The organism is Granulicella paludicola (genome assembly GCF_025685545.1).
In the GTDB taxonomy this organism is placed as follows: Bacteria; Acidobacteriota; Terriglobia; order Terriglobales; family Acidobacteriaceae; genus Granulicella; species Granulicella paludicola.
This window is the reverse complement of sequence record NZ_JAGSYC010000021.1, coordinates 330709-348234: the sequence shown is the minus strand read 5'-3', so window position 1 is coordinate 348234 and position 17526 is coordinate 330709. Positions and strand designations below refer to the sequence as shown.

The window sequence follows — 17526 nt, the reverse complement described above, 5'->3', positions numbered from 1 at the left end:
AGACCGTCCAAAGGTGGGATCATGATCTGTTGGCGCAGGCGATGCAGCTGCAGGCGCTGCGATGAGCCTTTGCGACGATGCAGGGAGTTGCAATCTGAGAGCGTTTCTTTTACACCTATGAGTACGACCAGTTTGGTCCTATATCGGAGATGACTTTGATTTTGGAATCTCGTATCGTTGCCGCGTTGATCTGTCTCAACCTCGGAGTCGCGGTTGGAGCGCAGGCTCAGGGGCCGCGCCAGCAGCCGCGTCTGGTGCTCCAGGCGCTGGATTTGAACCGCGACGGAACCTTGTCGGCAAATGAGATTGCGGTGGCCTCCGCGAGCTTGCTGACGCTGGATAGGAATGGTGACGGCACGCTGACGAACGATGAGCTTTCGAGTCGGCCGGAGAATGCTGGTGCGTCCTCCGACGAGTTGCTGAAGCAGCTGATGAGCTTCGACAAGACGGACAAAGGGTACCTGGTGCCGGCGGACCTCCCGGAGCGGATGCAGGGCTTCTTTGTGCGTGCCGATGCGAACCGCGATGGCAAGGTCACCCCCGAGGAGATAAGCGCCTTGAGCGCGAAGCAAGGGATGCCGAACGGCGCTGCGACTCCGGGGGGCCGCGCAGGTGGGATGTTTCGCATGGACCCGCTTCTGAACGCGCTCGATGCGGACCATGATGGAGTGATCTCGGTCGCAGAGATTGCGGGCGCGAGCAAGGAGCTGTTGACGCTGGATGCGAATGGTGATGGACAGTTGACGACAGAGGAGATCCGCGTGCGGCAGCAGACGCCTGAAGAGCGCGTAAACCACCTGATGGATGAGTGGGACACAAACAAGGATGGACGCCTGGCGCGGGCTGAGGCTCCGGAGCGCATGGGTGCGCAGTTCGATGCCATCGATAGCAACCAAGATGGCTTTCTGGATAAAGCGGAGCTGCTGGCGTACTACAAGGCGCAGGGCAACGGCGGGCCGCGTTGAATTGGTTTGATGCGTCTGCGGGTTTGTCCAGCAGCTAAATCCGCGCTGTAGCAGTCGCGTTTGTGCCTGGATTGGAGTCCCTCCATATCCTTATGCGGATGGACTCTTGCGCTCTACCTGCGCCCCGTGCAGAAGCTACTTTGAAACTGAAGCACTCACTAGATTCACAAAGGACCGACGATGGATTCGAGAACGAAGAAGATTCTGCAAGCGCTGAGCGTGTTGCCGCTGGCTGCGACGCCATCGGCGCACGGTGCAATGTTGTCGCCTGGTGCGCAGGATGCAGGCACATGGAGCTTTCATCATGAGCAGGTACTGGGTACCTCTTTGCAGGTGACCGTACGTTGCGCGGATGCTGACTCGGCGGCGACTGCCGAGGCAGCCGTGCTGGCTGTATTTGATCGCGAGAACGCAGTGCTTAGTGCATGGCAGTCGCAAAGTGAGTTCTCGCGCTGGTCGCGGACGCGCCTGGAAGCGGTACCCGTCTCCGAGGAGCTGTTCTCGACGCTGGCTGCCTTTGATGCGTGGCGCGAGCGTACAGATGGAGCGCTCGATCCTTCGGTGGAGGCGGCGACGCGACTATGGAAGAGTGCAACGGCTGAAGGCCGCACCCCAAGTCGTCACGAGATCGCAGAGACGGTGGAAGCGATCGCGCAGCCGCATTGGTCGCTCGATGCTGCGAACAGGACGGCGATGCGGTTGAGCGATGTGCCGCTGGCGCTGGCTTCCTTTGCCAAGAGCCGCATAGCTGCGAAGGCTGCTGACGCGGCTCTTTCAGCAGGCGCGAGCGGTGTCATGCTGAATGTTGGCGGCGATGTAGTGATACGTGGCGCGATGATCCAGATGGTCGCCATTGCTGACCCGCAGGCGGACGCCGAGAACGATGCGGCGCTGGACCATGTTGTGGTGAGCAACGCTGCGGTAGCGACGAGCGGTGGGTATCGCCGAGGATTCGATGTAACGAACGGCGCGGCTGCGAAGGCTCCAGCGTATTCACATTTGATAGATCCGCGCACGGCGCAGCCGGTGAGCCATATTCTTTCGTCCACTGTCATCGCACGCGATGCCGAGACGGCCGGCGCGCTGGCGACGGCTTTAAGTGTGATGCCGGTAGAGGCAAGTCGTAGGCTCGCGCAGGCGACGCCCGATGCAGAGTACCTCATCGTCGCTGCGAATGGACGCGCTTATATCAGCGCAGGCTGGACGCGTTATCAGGTGCCTGGCGGAAGTCGTGCCAGCTTGCAGGCAGCCGCCTTTGTGCCGCCGATGAAGGCGGTCTCCGGCGTGTGGGACCCGGCGTTCGAACTTTCGCTCGAGATCAATCTGTCGCGCATCGAGGATACTCGCTATCGCCGTCCGTACGTTGCGGTATGGATCGAAGATACCGACCACTTTCCGGTGCGCACGTTGACGCTGTGGACGCAGAACGCTCGCTGGCTGCCAGAGTTGAAGCAGTGGTATCGCGGAGACCAGATCCGCAACCTGAGTGAAGGAACGGACATCTCGCGCACAGTGAGTTCGGCGACGCGGCCACCGGGCAAGTACAGCCTGAAGTGGGATGGTAAGGACAATGAGGGCAAGCCAGTCAAGGCTGGAACGTACAGCGTTGTGATCGAGGCCTCGCGTGAGCATGGTGGCTACCAGATCGATCGCAAGGCCATCAGCTTTACCGGTAAGCCGGATCAAGCGACGCTGCCTGGCGGTCAGGAATTAGGGAGCGTCGTTCTTGACTACAGAAAGCGATAGAGCAGCCGTGCCATGGCGTGTACGACTGCGCAGGCAAACAGCGATCGTGACGCGCTGGCTGCATGTTTACCTGTCAATGGTGAGCTTTGCCGTGGTGCTGTTCTTCGCGGTCACAGGGCTAACATTGAACCATCCCACATGGTTTGCTGGTCAGCAGCGGACGGTGTTGCATCATGGCGTCGCAGACGCCGCTTTGCTCAAAGGAGCCACATCGGACGATGTGGATAGGCTGGGTTTGGTAGAGATGCTCCGCACGCGCGAGCATATGCGCGGAGCGGTGAGTGATTTTCGCGTGGAAGATCAGCAGGTGCAGATATCTTCGCGCGCCCCGGGATATACGGCGGACATCTTCGTCGATCGCGACACTGGTAAATACGACATCACTGAGGTGTCGAGTGGTCTGGTCGCCGTGATGAACGATCTGCATAAGGGACGGGATGCAGGCGAACCCTGGGGGCATCTGATCGACGTTAGCGCAATTCTGTTGACATTCGTATCGCTGACGGGCCTGGTGCTCATCTGGTTCGTGTACAAGCGCAGAGTGGCCGGACTGCTGGTTGCGTTGGTAGGTACGGCTGCTATGGTCGGGTTTTACCACTGGTTAGTGCCTTAGTCGAGCGCAGGCTGGAGCCCGTCGGTTTTTCCAATTGCTTCAGAAATGGCGCACTGTCGAGGGTGATTCGTTTTCGCGCACCGTTGTAGCCACGGGGTCGGCAGTCTTTTCGATGCCGCGTTCCAGCGAGCGGCTGACGAAGTCGCGCGAGCCGAGGCCGACGGCGAGCGAGAGCGTGAGGACGATACCGCCGAAGAGAATGCCGAAGGCGAGTTCGATCACCGCACCCCCGATGTGCAGATGGTCGAGCACCATCGCTGCCGTGAGCACGAGGACCAACCACTTTACGCCAAGCGAAAGGAAGCGGGCATAGTGAAGCTGCGCGTTGACTGCGCCGATGAGCACGGACCGCTCCAGGAAGCGCGCCATGAAAGTACCTACAAGCAACAGCAGGATGGCGCCCGTGATATGCGTGAGGTAGGGCAGCACGAAGGCGGTCATTGCGGACGAAGAGGCGTACGCCGCGTCGAATGCAGTGACGCCGACCGCTATGCCAACGAAGACGCAGACCCACAGAACGCCACGGGAGATAAGCAGGCTGGGTGAGCGGCTTGGTGACCAGTCTGCGATGTTCGCAGCGGAATCACGCTGTTCGCGTTGCGCGAGACGTTCGTCAAAACGCATGGCGGTAAACAGACGCCTGAGCAGCGACGCCAGGCCGATGCCGAGCAGGGTGAAGAGCAGCAGTGCCAGAAGTGAAGCTACGACCCCTGGCAGAAAGCTTGCGAGTACGACGAGAACGCGATGAACCGACTGCTGCAGCGCAAATCCGACTTGTTGTCCCATTGTCTTTAGACCTCCGTCCGCATTGGCTACGGGTTGAATCTGTCTGGCCAGCGCCAGCGCGATACAAAGTAAGGCTTCTCGGCTTCGAAGGCGGCGGCGGTCGCGTGGACGAGACGCTCGGCTTCAGTGGCGTCTCCGGCAGCACATCGAATGTGCGATGCGGCCCACGCGAGGTAAAGTGGCGTGAGCGCGCCGAGAAGGTGATTGCGATTGATGGTGCGCAGATGGAAGGCAAGCGCGAAGTCGTAGACGACGCGCGCCCACAACTCTGGTGGAAACAGGAACGCTTGCGGCGGTACGGGCGCCAGCTTTTTTAGCGCAAGCAACGACTGCGGCGGTAGCACGAGTGACCAGATCGGTAGCAGGTTCGCATAAGCTACGCGGAAGCCTTCAACCATTGAGACTACATCGGCATCCGGGTCCTGTGCGGAGGTAGCCAAGGGTTCACCCGCGGAGTGCGCGGGTGCGACGTAGCGGCTGCGCTGCCAGTTGATGGCACGGGCTTCTGTGTCTGCAAGCAAGGAGCCGATGACCTCTGCAAAGAGTCGATTGAAGTCGGTGACGGCAGGCACTGGTAGATGCTCGTTCGAATCCAGCTGACGGACGGAGTAACCCGCTGCCGTGGCGACAGAAACAGGCCAGAGTAGAGAATCGCTCCGTCCGGCGGATACTTCGCGCTGTGCCTCGCTCGCCAAACGTTCCAGCGCGCGCCGCGAAAGGCCAATGTTGTGCGGCAGAGGAAAACGAATGTCCTGACCAAGCAGTGCGCGTGTCATGGGATAGAGCAGTGCCGAGTTCACGAGACCATCGGTAGCACTAGTCTGCAGGCGCGGCATGACGACATCAGCGTGGCTTTGCGTGAGGCCTCGCGCTAACGATTGCAGCAGCAACTCAGAAGGTGCATCGCTTCCGAGCAAGAGAACATGCTGCTTATCGTATTTGCGAGCGACGGTTGCGGCGGCAAGGTAGTCGGTTACGTGGAGCGCCCAGCCTGTCTGGTTGCGCGCCTCTTCATAAGGAACCAGCAGCGACTGCGTAGGGTCCGCACTGAGGGTATCGAGTTCGGTGACGGCGATCCGCAGGGAAGCCGTTGGAAACGCAGCCAGGACTGCGGCCGTAGCGTGCTCTCGCGTCTCTCGCACCATGGGAGGGAGGCACACCAGCAAGTCGCTGGAGAGAGCGGCCTGCGAAAGCTCGCGCTCGCCTTCTGGATCCGTATTCGAGATGTCATTGCCGATCGAAGTAGCCATAGAATTAGACGTTCACTGCTTTATACAGTCTCTTGCAGATTCTGGAGTAGTACCTGCAGCGGAAGATGGAGCCACAGAGGCCGGTTGTTCATCTCGTACATCATCTCGTACGTGGTCTTTTCAATGAGAAGAGCGCGCAGAAGTGATTCTCCTTGTATGGACTGAGGCATGAGTTCCGGACGAGAACTGACCGCGCTTTGATAGCTCTTGAGGAAGGCGGTCGTCGCTGCCGACTCCCACGCCGCAGACCATGCGCGCACAAGTGGCTGCTCTTTAGAGCTAGTCTGCTCGTAGGTCGCAAGCGCGGCGTTGGCAGCATAGCTGAAGCTGCGCAACATGCCCGCGACATCTTTCAAGGGTGACTGCTTGGTGCGACGCTCTGCGAGTGATCGACCGGGCTCTCCTTCAAAATCGACGATCAGGAAATCCTCTGCAGTGTGGAGCAGTTGACCAAGATGATAGTCGCCGTGGATACGGATTCTCTCTCCGAATTGCTGCGGATCGCCCTTCAGTGATTGAAGCAGATTGTTCAGTGTGCCGCGAAGTTCCAGTACTTTTTTTGCGTTCCTGGCATCTTCCTCGCTAAAGGTCGCCAACCGCGATTGCAGAGTATCTAGCGCAGTCAAAAGCTGATGCTCGATTCTAGTTCGAATCTCAACAAGGTCGCCGGCACTATGTGGCTCGGCTTTGAACGCTGGGTCATCCGTTGGTGTCGCAAGGGCGAGATGCATCTCGGCGGTGCGTCGCCCGATCAGGCGCACTGCCTCGATGTTGGCGCCTGCAAGGTCGGCAAAGTGTGCCTCTTCGTTCGGAGATGCGCTTAGAGACGCGGCTCGCTCATAGATTCGTGCCAGATCCTCCATGATCCAGCCCCAACCATCGCCGGTGTTGGGAGCGAACTTCTGCAAGAACGCAGACGTGGAGCTATCTTGCTTCCATGCAATGTCGCCCAGATGTGCGGGCGTGTTCCTGTAGCGAGCGACGTTGGTGAGGAAGCGCGCGATCTCCACATCGGGATTTTCACCGATCTGCAGACGCCGGTAAAGCTTGAGGATCGCTCTATCACCGAAGATGATGCTGGTATTGGACTGCTCGGCTGAACCTATACGGGAGTCAACCTTCAGCAAGTCGGAAGGAAGGGCGTTTTGCGAAATCTTAGCGATAAGCTCGTCACTCGAAGCTGCACCTATCGTTGCTTTTATGAGTGCTGCGCGGAAGCGTGGATTGAGGCAGGCGTCATAGACGATGGTCTCAGTACCATTCTCTTCAAACCGGAGGATGACCTGCGAGGAGATCTCAGTCGCGACGCTCTGGATTTCGACTCCAGAGACGGCTGCTAGAGGCAGCTGATATCGATCAATCAGCCCCTCTTCATACTGCACCTCGAGGATTGACAGGACTGCATCGGCACCGGCGATGTCGGCCCTGGATGCGATGCGGACAGATTTAATTGTGCGAGACTTGGCGCCAAACCATCGCTGCTTCAGCAGGAATGCGGGCAGCGCGTCTTCGAGTGCGCGAAGCAACGCCGCTGATAGAAGTTCGTTTTTCTGGGCAGGCTGAGCTATCTCCGCCGGTGGTAAATTGCGGTTTGCTTCGGAGTCTTCGACCAGGCCAGTAATCGGGTCTGACACCGCTGATGGAGCGAGCTGTTGCAGTTCAAGCCACAGAAAGCTGTACGGTGCGAGGGTGAGAGGATAGGGTGATTCCGAAATTGGCGGAAAAGGTACGTAGCCGAGCATCTCCATCGGCTGTCGACCTGCAAACTTTGCAAGGTCAAGCGCGACGGGCTGCGCAAAACGCGAGAGATTCGCAACGCAGAGAACAGTCTCCACGTGGCCATCTTCGAACTTCGCATCGCGAATGTACGCGAGGACTTTGCGATTGTCGGGCAGCAGGAACTCGAGCGTGCCTCGACCGAAGACCTGGAAAAGTTTGCGCAGCGCGATCATGTTGCGCGTCCACTGCAGCAGTGAGGAAGGATCGCTTTCCTGCGCTTCGACGTTAATCGCCTGATAGCCCCAGATGGGGTCCATGATGACAGGGAAGTAGAGCATCGCAGGTACGGCGCGACTGAAACCGGCATTGCGATCGGAGTTCCACTGCATGGGGGTCCGCACACCGTTGCGGTCGCCAAGATAGATGTTGTCGCCCATGCCAATCTCATCGCCGTAGTACATGATGGGTGTTCCGGGGAACGACAGTAACAGCGAGTTCAGTAACTCGATGCGGCGACGGTTGTTATCTACAAGCGGTGCAAGCCTGCGACGAATGCCGACGTTGATGCGCATCCGTTTATCAGACGCGTAGGCGAGGTTCATATAATCGCGCTCGTCGTCGGTGACCATCTCAAGCGTGAGTTCGTCATGGTTGCGCAGGAATAAACCCCACTGGCAGCTTGGCGGAATGTCCGGTGTACGCGCCATGATGTCTGTGATTGGCAGACGGTCTTCTTGGCGCAGTGCCATATAAATGCGCGGCATCAGAGGAAAATGGAACGCCATGTGACATTCGTCGCCATCACCGAAATAGGGGCGCACGTCGTCGGGCCACATGTTGGCCTCGGCAAGCACCAGCCGATTTTCATACTCGGCATCGATGACAGCGCGAATCTTCTTGATGATGACGTGAGTCTCGGGCACATTTTCGCAACTGGTGCCATCACGCTCCACGAGGTAGGGAATTGCGTCGAGGCGCAGACCATCAACTCCCATGTCCATCCAGAAGCGCATGGCATTTAGCACTTCGTCCAACACCTGAGGGTTATCGAAGTTTAGGTCAGGCTGATGGGCGAAGAAGCGGTGCCAGTAGTACTGTTGAGCCACCTCATCCCAGGTCCAGTTCGACTTCTCCGTGTCCGTGAAGATGATGCGGACGCCGTCGTACAGCTTGTCCGTGTCGGACCAGACATACATGTTGCGCTCTGGAGAGCCCTTGGGGGCGTGGCGTGCTTTCTGGAACCAAGGATGCTGATCGCTCGTATGGTTGATAACAAGTTCGATCATGACTTGCATGTTTCGAGCGTGAGCCGCGTCGAGAAACTGCTGGAAGTCTTCGATCGTGCCATACTGCGGGTTGACGCTGTTGTAGTCGGCGATATCATAACCGTCGTCTTTGCCGGGCGAAGGGAAGAATGGCAGGAGCCATAGGCAGGTGACGCCGAGATCCTGCAAGTAATCGAGCTTTGAGATTAGCCCCTGGAAGTCGCCAATGCCGTCATCGTTGGAGTCAGCAAACGCACGAACGTGCAGTTCGTAGATGATCGCGTCTTTGTACCAAAGCGGATCGGTAGCACTGCAGGGCTTCTTCACTCTCGAACGCCTTTCATTCCCGACCGGTTGGGTACGGCGGAACCTGTTGGTGAGATGCAGATTCGCTGTGGATGGATGTGACGCGATGAAAGCGACACTTGTCTGCCAGGAACGCTGCAGAAACCGACTCCTGTGCTGGGGACTTGGATAAGGATACAGAAGGGTGAAAGAATAGAGATATGGTTACCGCGCAGGAACTCGAGAGCTTTGCGATTTTTTCTTGTCTGGAAGAGAGCGACCGGCAGCGGTTTGCTGACCGCGCTGCCGACGTGAAGTTGGCCGCTGGCGAATGGTTGGTGCGTGAGGGCGAGACGCCGCATTTTTTCCTTCTGCTGGAGGGAGAGATGAAGGTCGTCAAGGAAATCTTGAATCGCCAGCAACTGCTGCTCGAGTACAAGCCGGGTGTTTTCTTTGGTGAGATTCCGATTCTCTTGCTGGCTCCATCCTTCGCGTCGGTAAAGGCGAAGACCGCCGCCCGGCTGGCGCGTTTCGATGCGCAGCAGCTGTTCGAACTGATCCATACCTCGGAGAAGTGCAGCGCGATCATCCTGCAGACAATGACGGACCGCCTGGGTAACGTGCAGCAGTTTGCCCGTGAGACACCCGTTGCGCGTGTGCTGATTGTGGGCAAGCAGTACGACGAAGACTGTCGCGAGATTCGAGCGTTTCTTGCAGCTAACCGTATCGCATACGAATGGGTAGACTACGATCGCGAGCCGGACCGCGTTCCGGTGTGCATGGCCGGTGAGATCGACGGGCCTTCAGTGGTGATCGACCATGAGAGATGCATCGAGTCGCCGAGTGTGCGAAGCGTAGCTGAAGCCCTGGGCATCAACGTCAAGCCGAAGCAGGAGCAGTATGACGTGGTGGTGATCGGCGCCGGACCGGCGGGGTTGGCCGCAGGCGTCTATGGCGCATCCGAAGGTCTGAATATGTTGGTGGTTGAGAAATCGGCCTGCGGCGGTCAGGCAGGCACGAGTTCGCGCATCGAAAATTACCTTGGTTTCCCGAACGGAGTCTCAGGCGAAGAGCTGGCAGACAAAGCGCTGAAGCAGGCACAGCGGTTTGGTGCTGAGATCACGATGACCCGCACCGTGAATTCGCTGTTCAAGCTGCCGAGCGGCCTGTACTGTGTGGAACTGGATGGCGGCGACCGTGTCACCTCGCGTGTGGTGGTGATTGCGACCGGTGTCGAATGGAGAATGCTGGATGCTGAAGGTGTCGATCAGTTTCGTGGACGGGGCGTGTTTTACGGAGCCTCTCGAGACGAAACCGCGAACATCATGGGCAAGAAGATCTTCATCGTAGGGGGAGGCAATTCAGCTGGGCAGTCGGCGATGTACTTCTCGCATTATGCCTCCGATGTTATTGTGCTGGTTCGCGGCGAGGGCCTGAAGCTGACGATGTCGCAGTATCTGATCGATCAGATCGCGAAGCAGAAGAACATCAAGATAGTGCCCTATACCGAAGTCATACGTGCCGAGGGCGATGAGAGGCTGGAGCGAGTGACCTTCCGCAAGCGCACGCCGGGCGAGCCTGAGGTCATCATCACCAAGGATGTGGACGCGCTCTTCGTAATGATCGGTGCCACTGCAAATACCTCGTGGATGCCAGCGGAGCTACAGCGCGATAGCGGCGGCTATATCTGCACGGGCCGTGACATCACAACCTGGAAAGAACAGGAGCGGCCTGCATTCCCCCTAGAGACGAGCCTGCCGGGAGTGTTTTGTGCCGGGGACGTGCGCGCGGAGTCCATCAAGCGCGTCTCCAGTGGAGTGGGCGAAGGCAGCATGGCGATTGCATTCATCCATCAATATTTAGCGGTTTAGGGTATAGATCCATATCCCACTACGGCCGTCTCCTTAGAGAGACGGCCCTTTCTCTTGGTTGCCGCAAAGTTCGAAAAAATCTCAGGTCGATGCAATATCAGCGTCGCATCAGCGTTAACCTCAGTATCCAGACGATGGAGCAGTAGTACGAGGACGGCATGGCCGAGCAGCTAACGATGGACGATCAGGACAGGTTTCTCGCCGAGGCGATCGAGCGCGACGAACCGAAGCTGCGAAGCTTCATCCGTCGGCGCGTGCTCGATACTGCGGACGCGGAAGATGTCTTACAGGACGTCTTCTATGAATTGATCCAGGCGTACCGCATGATGAAGCCCGCGGAGCAGGTGACCGCTTGGCTATATCGCGTGGCACGGAACCGCATTATCGACCTGTTTCGCCGTCGCAAGACAACGTCGTTGAATGCGCCAGCGAGTGCGGATATAGATGCGCCGTCTCTTGAAGATCTGCTGCCTTCCGCGGACGCGGGGCCAGAGGCTATGTATGCGCGAGAGTTGCTGTTTGATGCTGTCGATGTTGCGTTGGAAGAGCTACCCGCAAGGCAGCGCGAAGTCTTTATCGCGCATGAGTTTGAGGGTCGGAGCTTCAAGGATCTGAGCGAAGAGACAGGTGTAAGCGTGAATACATTGCTCTCGCAAAAAAGGTATGCGGTATTGCACCTGCGCAAGCGGCTGCAACAGATGAAAGATGAGTTCGATGGGAAGTGAGGTGAGATCGAGATGAGAGCTTTGAAGGTGTTGAAGATTATCGTGTGTGTTGCTCTGGCTATTGTGGTGTTTGGCTGGGCTACCAAGGAACTCTGGAATTGGCTGATGCCATCGATCTTTGGGCTGCGTTCAATTACGTTTGCTGAGGCGATCGGTCTCTGCCTGCTGGGGAAAATACTTTTCGGCGGATTCCACAAGCATGGCCACGGTGGCGGCTATGGCGGCAAGCGCGCATGGAAGCGGCAGATGAAAGCCCGCTGGGCGGCGATGACGCCCGAGGAGCGAGAGCGGTTCCGCTCAGGGATGGGCTCGCGTTGGAACTGCGGAGACTTCGGCCGCAAAGAACGGCCGACAGAACAAAGCGCGCAGTAATTGCGTACAACCACTCAGACGAGTTGAGGAGAACTGCACGATGGAACCGATGAATATTCGATTGGTAGACAAGCTGGAGAGCATCTTTGTGAAAACTGCGATGCCCCACGCAAAGTTGAAGCAGATGAAGTTGAATGAGCTGCTCTATTACGCGCTGGTAGAGTCGGGCGATGACCGCGGCATCCTGCGCGCGGGCGCAATGCAAGGGGTCTAGAGCGAAGGCATGTCCCTCGCGACGGTGGGCGTCGCGAGGAGACGGGTTGGCTACGGCTCGCGGGGGGCGCTGGCCGGCGGGATGATGGCATTCATGCGGAGGTACTCGACGGCCTGACCGTACTCGTCTTCGCCGTGGGCGATGGCTCCGGCAAAGGCGGTGACGCGCGTCTGGTTGCTGCCGGGGCGTCCCTGCACTGCATCGAAGGCGTTGGCGACCGTAACGTTCGCGACGGCTTTATGCGCGAAGGTGAAGGTGTCGGCGAGGGCCTTGAGGATGTCGTCCTTGGTAGTCAGTTTGCCGATCGCGGCTACATCGACGTCGGGCTTGATACCGCCGACGAGAGAGAAGTAGCGGTAGTTCGCCTGGATGGTGTGCGTCACAATCTGCGCGTAGGTACGGACGCCTTCGTACTTTGTCGCCTGCGCGGGAACGAAGATCGCTGCGCTGGGAGCGAAGCTGTACTTGTCAGCAGGCATCGCGGAGGCTGCGCCGGTCCAGAGCTTCTCGAGGCTGGTGACGGCGGAGTCGAGAGACTTGACCGGATCGACCGGACCAGAGGGTGCGGCTGCACTGGCGGGCGCGCCCATCTGGGCAGAGGCTGCGAGGGTGCCGAGCGAGAGCGTTGCGACGAGAAGGGTGCGACGAAGGTGCATACGGAGCTCCTGTAAGTTGCTGTGATGGCTTCGATCATAAACGCGCGATGCCCATCTTCGTGACGCTGTTAACGTCGCTAGGATGGGCATCTGCTCTGGTTGATCCTTGTTAGACGGCTTTACGCTGAAAGCTTGTCTTCTTGCCGGCGAAGGAGGTCTTGGCGCTAAAGGACTGCGCGGAGGCTCCCGGTGCGGGCTTGGCACCGCTGTTCTTGTGGGCGGTCTTAGCGAGCAGGGCCTGAAGCTTCTGCTCTTTGGGGCTGAGGCCGGTCTTGCGGACGGGGGCAGCTGGTTTCGGGGTCGAATCACTCATAAGTGGATTTTCTCACGGCACGAAGACCCGAGGTGGGTTTTGACGCAGTCCACAACAATACCGTGCAAGACTGGACTCGTGAGACGCATCCTAGTCAGGTGAGGTTATGAGTTGATATGAGTGGGACAACGATTCCGAATGACGATCTGACGCGGTCGATGGTAGTGGCAACAGCGGACGAGGTAGGACGTCCGCACATTGGTCTGGTAGGCGATACGTACACGGTGCTGCTCAGCGGCAAAGAGACCGCAGGGAAGTACACGCTGATCGACATGCACATTCCGCCGGGTGGTGGTCCGCCGCCACATCGGCATGACTTCGAAGAGTCGTTCACGCTGCTTGAGGGTGAGATGGAGGCGACGTTCCGCGGCGAGAAAAAGACGGTCCATGCAGGCGAGACATTGTTCGTTCCGGCGAACGCGCCGCACCAGTTTCACAACGTGAGCGACAAGCCAGCCCGGCTGCTCTGTCTGTGCTCGCCTGCGGGGCAGGAGGAGTTCTTTGCTTTGGTGGGAGTGCCAGTGGCTACGAGAACGACTCCGCCGCCGAAATTGACGGCAGATGAACAGAAGGCGTTCCGTGCGAAGGCCGAGTCACTGGCTCCTAAGTACAAAACAGAGTTGCTTGCGCACGCTTAACTCGATCTGAAAAGGAGGTCTGCGATGAAGGTTCTGGTATTGGGAGCAAATGGTAAGACCGGCGGGCTGGTGGTGGATGCGGCGATAGCAAAGGGGCATGAGGTGAGTGTCCTGGTGCGCGATGCCAGCAAGTTTCAATGCCTGGGCGTGCATGTGATCCAGGGCGACGCATTGAAGGCTGACGACGTGCTGCGAGCAATGGATCTGCAGGATGCGGTGGTGGAATGTATCGGCGGAACGAAGCCCTGGAAGGAGCAGACTCTGGAGCGGACGGCGATGCGGAATATTGTTGCCGCGATGGAAGACGCTGGCGCGCGACGGCTGTTGGTAGTTTCTGCGATGGGTGTGGGAGAGAGTGCTGAGCAGTCGCCGTGGTGGTATCGGCACTTGATGGTGCCCACGTTTCTGCGCGGATCAACCGCTGACAAAGTCGCGATGGAGGCCATCGTGCGTTCAAGTCACTTGGAATGGACGATAGCACGGCCGCCAATTCTGAAGGACAACGCGGCTACCGGCGCGGTGCGTGTTCTGGGAACAAAAGATGTCGGACACGCGATCACTCGGGCTGACCTCGCGAGCTGGCTGGTGGATCAGTTGGGAAGCGATGCCTATCTTCATCAGGCAGTCGTCGTGGCCAACAGCTAAGAGCTACTTCACCGGATTGTCGGGATGCAGATAGCCGGCAAGGAAGACGTAGATGTCGTGGCGTGACTGCAGCGCGAGCGGGGTGTCGATGCGGTTGAAGTAGTGGCCGCCGGGAGCGTTGTCGTAGATCTTGTACTCGAACTTCTTCTTCTCGAAGGTGAGCGCCTGAATGAGGTGCTCGACCTCGAGGAAGTTCACGTCTTCGTCGTTGGTGTTGGTGTGGATGAGGAGCGGAGTGTCAAGCTCCTTGGCGTGATTGACGGGTGAGCGTTTGCGGTACTCCTCGATGTCGTCGTGGACTGATTCGCCGAGGTGATAGGGCGCAGAGTAGATCTCGCGGTAACCCTCGGTTTCGTAACCCATGCGGGCGACGAGGTCGGAGACGGGAACGCCAGCGTAGGCGACAGCGTAGTCATGCGGGTGGGCAAAGATGTTCATCAATGTGATGAGTCCGCCGTGGCTCCAGCCGACGATGCCGACGCGCTTGGGGTCGAGGAAGCTGTAGCGCTGAAGCATCCACTGCATGCCGCGGTAGACGTCGTCGACCTCCAGGCCGCCGTAGTCGATCTCTTCGTAGTAACTGCGACCGTAGCCGGTGGAACCACGGTAGTCGGTGGCGACGATGGTGTAACCCTGCTGCAGGAGTTCGCGGATCTGGTGCGCGTCGATGGTGGTATCGAGCGACTGATGAACGCCCTGATGGACGTATACGATAAGCGGCTGCTTCTTGTTGCGGTCCAGGTTTTTCGGGATAAAGGTGTAGACGTGGATGATGAGCGGGTTCGTCGCGCCTGGGGCCTTCTTGTTCTTGACGTGAGCGTTGGGCGCGCCGCCGAACTCGGAATTGTCGATCTCGGCGATGTCGCCGAGCTTCTGATACCAAAGCAGATCGTCCATGCGCTTGAGCAGGACGTCGTCGTTGCCGGAGCTTCCACCGCCGACAGGTGCGGCTGCTGGAGGAGCGGCGGCGCGGGCAGGAGCGGCCTGCTCGAAGGCACGGGCGGTGGTGAGAGACAGAGCTACGAGGGCGAGTGCGGCTAAGGAACGCAAGGGCGAAACTCCTGGGTGCGGCTGATAGAGGCGGTGATGTCACTGTATCGCAAGCGCGGGCTGCGGGCGAAACCTACGCTTGCCGGATGTCGATACGAAGGCGTAGCTTTGCTGCCGTCGCTTTTGCGCGGTCTCGATGGGGCCATGCTTGGCGATGTGGAGGTGCTGCGATGTGCTGCCGCTGTTTTCGGATGGTGCTGGTCGTTCTAGGAAGCGCTCTGTTGTTCGTATCCGTGTTTCCGATTCTGGCGTTTGTGCATGTTGGCGAACCGCTGGAGACAGGGTTGATGGCTGCGAAGCTGGTGATGCTTCCTGTAGGTGCGGTGTGTCTGCTGGGAGCTGCGGGTTTGCAGGCGCGGCGATGAGTGATGGCGTTGCTTCCCGAAACGGGAGATTTGAAAAGAGTACGAAGGACGAGGGTTAGCTGGAGTCTTGTGTCTGCTAATCTGACCCCATCGAGGCATATGCACCAAGTATTGCTGCCGGTAGCTTTAGGTTAGATCCCATGCGCAGGAGAAATAGCACGATGTCCGATTCTCTGGTTCAGCTTCCTCAGGCATTCACCGTGAAGGCCCTGGAAGAGCAGCTCAAGCACAGTTCATCGAAGGCTGGCGATGTCTTCTATACAGATTCGAGCGCGTACACGCGGGCGATGGAAGACGTGCGTGACCTTGTGGGGCAGCTTGCGATGGCGCTGGAGATCGAAGACCAGGCACGGATTCGGGAGCTTGGAGCACCGGAGCCATCGGCTGTCGCTGTCCGCATGCACTAGGTCTCTGGTGGGTCGTTAGTGTCTATCGGAGCCCCCCTCCCCCCCATACCTGGGTCTGCAAAGTATTGACGGAGAAGCTCTTCTCCCTGGAGTTTCTGGTTGCTAAGTCTAGCGGCCTTCTGCTCGGCTGCGCGCTCGGGGAACTGATCTTCCAGGTCTTCGGGGACTTCGGCGTCGGGGTGCGTAAGCAGGTAGATCATACGTTCCTGTTCACCCAGAGGCAGAGGGCGTCCGGTTTCTGCTTCGGCCAAGGCCCCAAGGTTGGCCTCTTCGACGATGGCTTCTGCGATGGGGTTCTGCTCAGGCCGGGAGCGGCGAATGTTGTTGCCGGCGATCTGCAGGCCGTAGAGGAGCAGGCCTGCGCGCTTGGTGTCGATTTCGTTGGTTGCTATCTGCCCCAAGACCTCGGACAGAGCTAACTGGATGGAGGTCGGGTTATCCAGACCGTCGAGACGCCTGAGATCGAAGCCTCCGTTGCGCGAACTTCGGTTGCGGGTGTGAGCCAGGGTCGGGGTGCGGTGAGCGTAGTGGTAATAGCAGAAGTTCTGGGCGCGAAGCGCGGGGGAGCCGCAGCGCCGGCCATCGGCGAAGATATGACGGCAAAGAAAGGGTTTGCGCCGCTCAAGCGCGGGTTGGGTTTTGGTGATGGCCACCTGGTTCGGCTGAGGCGGGTTGATCTCGATGAGGCCTTCCGGAAGGGCCAGCTCAGTGTTTTTCATGGTTCCGTTTCCTCCTTTTGAGGCCGAAATAGAAAAGGCCACCCGGTGCCGGGTGGCCTTTTCTTTCCCTCTGTTTTAATTATAGCTAGTTGGAACTAGTGAATAGGCATTTCTATTTCATTTCGAATGTGCAGGTTACAGGATTTGGGGCTTGACAAGGCTCTTTTGCTGGGAAATTCGCGATTATTTATTTTTGGGCGGCGAATGTGGGCCATCCATGCGGGGTTTGCGTGGGTGGGGCGTGCCGCTTTCGTGAGCGCATGGGTATGGATTAGTCACAGATCATCACTATGGAGCCAGACAAACGAAGCGGTGACGCTTCAGCTGGCTCGGTGTGGAGAGGGATAAATCCTGAGCGCCCCGTACACGGACGTTGTTTGTCCGTGAGCGGGTTTGGAGGGGCGAGGGTGTAGGCGGTGTGGAGCCCCTCTCCCGCTCATGACGATGAGACTGTCATGAACGGGGCACCCATGCAAACTACTTGGGTGCAACACCGGGGTCGGTGTACTGGTTGTGGTTGCGGTCGTAGATGCCCTTCGACGCGCGGTTCTGCTGGCGGGCGAGGGTATGGCGGTCGGCGGCGGTGAGATGGCCGTTATCGGCCTGACGCATGCTGTGGTCTTCAGCCGAGATGCGGGCCTGGTTGTGTTCGGCTGCGGCTGCGCCTTTGGGTGTGATCTGGCCGTCTTTGACGCCGTGGGCGATGCGGGCCTGCTGATTGCTTTCGCGAGCGTTGATGGAGTGGCGCTGATTGTAGGTGGTCTGCGCGGAGGCTGCGGTAGCGGTGAGCGCCGCGACGGAGGCTACCAGTAGAAGAGTTCTGAGATTCATGATGTTCCTTTCTTCGAAACCGGTTGGATCGAAGCTCAGTGGTGAGGCTTCATCCTCGTACAGTGGGTTCGAACACAGGTGCAGAGAAGAG

At 58.6% G+C, this 17526-nt stretch carries 20 protein-coding genes; 12 read left to right on the top strand and 8 right to left on the bottom strand.

Going from position 1 to position 17526, the window contains the following annotated elements; translation table 11 throughout:
* Window positions 1-149 precede the first annotated feature (149 nt).
* The 3 genes from OHL14_RS06000 (at window position 150) to OHL14_RS05990 (ending at window position 3324) form a co-directional block, all read left to right on the top strand.
* Entirely contained in the window at window positions 150-965 is an 816-nt protein-coding gene (locus OHL14_RS06000) for an EF-hand domain-containing protein (RefSeq protein WP_263378418.1), read from the top strand.
* Between the two features lie 180 nt (window positions 966-1145).
* Window positions 1146-2711 (top strand): DUF2271 domain-containing protein, encoded by a 1566-nt coding sequence (locus OHL14_RS05995; RefSeq protein WP_263378417.1) that lies wholly within the window; start codon window positions 1146-1148, stop codon window positions 2709-2711.
* A gap of 7 nt (window positions 2712-2718) precedes the next feature.
* On the top strand, window positions 2719-3324 hold the full coding sequence (locus tag OHL14_RS05990) for a PepSY-associated TM helix domain-containing protein (protein ID WP_263378416.1): 606 nt from the start codon (window positions 2719-2721) through the stop codon (window positions 3322-3324).
* 39 nt (window positions 3325-3363) lie between these two features.
* On the opposite strand, the gene OHL14_RS05985 is transcribed toward OHL14_RS05990, so the two are convergent.
* Genes OHL14_RS05985 through treS form a run of 3 tightly spaced genes read right to left on the bottom strand, consistent with a single transcriptional unit; the run spans window position 3364 to window position 8671 of the window.
* Complete coding sequence (locus tag OHL14_RS05985) at window positions 3364-4110, bottom strand: hypothetical protein (RefSeq protein ID WP_263378415.1); 747 nt, start codon at window positions 4108-4110, stop codon at window positions 3364-3366.
* Window positions 4111-4136: 26 nt separating this feature from the next.
* Window positions 4137-5360 carry a hypothetical protein gene (locus OHL14_RS05980; protein ID WP_263378414.1) on the bottom strand — a complete coding sequence of 408 codons (1224 nt, stop codon included), beginning with the start codon at window positions 5358-5360 and terminating at the stop codon, window positions 4137-4139.
* 20 nt (window positions 5361-5380) lie between these two features.
* Window positions 5381-8671, bottom strand: coding sequence for a maltose alpha-D-glucosyltransferase (treS, locus tag OHL14_RS05975; RefSeq protein WP_263378413.1), 3291 nt, complete (start codon window positions 8669-8671; stop codon window positions 5381-5383).
* Between the two features lie 179 nt (window positions 8672-8850).
* Here treS and OHL14_RS05970 point away from each other — a divergent pair, with 179 nt between their 5' ends.
* The 4 genes from OHL14_RS05970 to OHL14_RS05955 all read left to right on the top strand — a co-directional run bounded on the left by OHL14_RS05970 (window position 8851) and on the right by OHL14_RS05955 (window position 11811).
* Complete coding sequence (locus tag OHL14_RS05970) at window positions 8851-10500, top strand: FAD-dependent oxidoreductase (protein ID WP_263378412.1); 1650 nt, start codon at window positions 8851-8853, stop codon at window positions 10498-10500.
* 158 nt (window positions 10501-10658) lie between these two features.
* Window positions 10659-11225 (top strand): RNA polymerase sigma factor, encoded by a 567-nt coding sequence (locus OHL14_RS05965; RefSeq protein ID WP_263378411.1) that lies wholly within the window; start codon window positions 10659-10661, stop codon window positions 11223-11225.
* Between the two features lie 12 nt (window positions 11226-11237).
* Entirely contained in the window at window positions 11238-11597 is a 360-nt protein-coding gene (locus OHL14_RS05960) for a hypothetical protein (protein ID WP_263378410.1), read from the top strand.
* 40 nt (window positions 11598-11637) lie between these two features.
* Entirely contained in the window at window positions 11638-11811 is a 174-nt protein-coding gene (locus OHL14_RS05955; protein ID WP_263378409.1) for a hypothetical protein, read from the top strand.
* 50 nt (window positions 11812-11861) lie between these two features.
* Here OHL14_RS05955 and OHL14_RS05950 read toward each other — a convergent pair whose 3' ends face one another.
* Together OHL14_RS05950 and OHL14_RS05945 are read right to left on the bottom strand one after the other, a co-directional pair.
* A complete protein-coding gene (locus OHL14_RS05950) occupies window positions 11862-12467 on the bottom strand; it encodes a DinB family protein (protein WP_263378408.1) in 606 nt (201 codons plus the stop codon).
* A 109-nt stretch (window positions 12468-12576) separates the two neighbouring features.
* Window positions 12577-12780 (bottom strand): hypothetical protein, encoded by a 204-nt coding sequence (locus tag OHL14_RS05945; protein ID WP_263378407.1) that lies wholly within the window; start codon window positions 12778-12780, stop codon window positions 12577-12579.
* A gap of 116 nt (window positions 12781-12896) precedes the next feature.
* On the opposite strand from OHL14_RS05945, the gene OHL14_RS05940 reads away from it, so the two are divergent.
* On the top strand, window positions 12897-13418 hold the full coding sequence (locus OHL14_RS05940) for a cupin domain-containing protein (protein ID WP_263378406.1): 522 nt from the start codon (window positions 12897-12899) through the stop codon (window positions 13416-13418).
* Between the two features lie 24 nt (window positions 13419-13442).
* Complete coding sequence (locus tag OHL14_RS05935) at window positions 13443-14063, top strand: NAD(P)-dependent oxidoreductase (protein ID WP_263378405.1); 621 nt, start codon at window positions 13443-13445, stop codon at window positions 14061-14063.
* A 3-nt stretch (window positions 14064-14066) separates the two neighbouring features.
* On the opposite strand, the gene OHL14_RS05930 is transcribed toward OHL14_RS05935, so the two are convergent.
* Window positions 14067-15113, bottom strand: coding sequence for an alpha/beta hydrolase family protein (locus tag OHL14_RS05930; RefSeq protein ID WP_263378404.1), 1047 nt, complete (start codon window positions 15111-15113; stop codon window positions 14067-14069).
* Between the two features lie 36 nt (window positions 15114-15149).
* Here OHL14_RS05930 and OHL14_RS05925 point away from each other — a divergent pair, with 36 nt between their 5' ends.
* The 3 genes from OHL14_RS05925 to OHL14_RS05915 all read left to right on the top strand — a co-directional run bounded on the left by OHL14_RS05925 (window position 15150) and on the right by OHL14_RS05915 (window position 15885).
* A complete protein-coding gene (locus OHL14_RS05925) occupies window positions 15150-15323 on the top strand; it encodes a hypothetical protein (protein ID WP_263378403.1) in 174 nt (57 codons plus the stop codon).
* 11 nt (window positions 15324-15334) lie between these two features.
* Complete coding sequence (locus OHL14_RS05920; protein ID WP_263378402.1) at window positions 15335-15478, top strand: hypothetical protein; 144 nt, start codon at window positions 15335-15337, stop codon at window positions 15476-15478.
* A gap of 161 nt (window positions 15479-15639) precedes the next feature.
* Window positions 15640-15885 carry a hypothetical protein gene (locus tag OHL14_RS05915; protein ID WP_263378401.1) on the top strand — a complete coding sequence of 82 codons (246 nt, stop codon included), beginning with the start codon at window positions 15640-15642 and terminating at the stop codon, window positions 15883-15885.
* Here OHL14_RS05915 and OHL14_RS05910 read toward each other — a convergent pair.
* Together OHL14_RS05910 and OHL14_RS05905 are read right to left on the bottom strand one after the other, a co-directional pair.
* Entirely contained in the window at window positions 15882-16604 is a 723-nt protein-coding gene (locus OHL14_RS05910; protein WP_263378400.1) for a hypothetical protein, read from the bottom strand. The two genes, OHL14_RS05915 and OHL14_RS05910, sit on opposite strands and share 4 nt — an antisense overlap.
* Before the next feature lie 477 nt (window positions 16605-17081).
* Window positions 17082-17435 carry a hypothetical protein gene (locus OHL14_RS05905; protein ID WP_263378399.1) on the bottom strand — a complete coding sequence of 118 codons (354 nt, stop codon included), beginning with the start codon at window positions 17433-17435 and terminating at the stop codon, window positions 17082-17084.
* Between the last annotated feature and the right edge of the window lie 91 nt (window positions 17436-17526).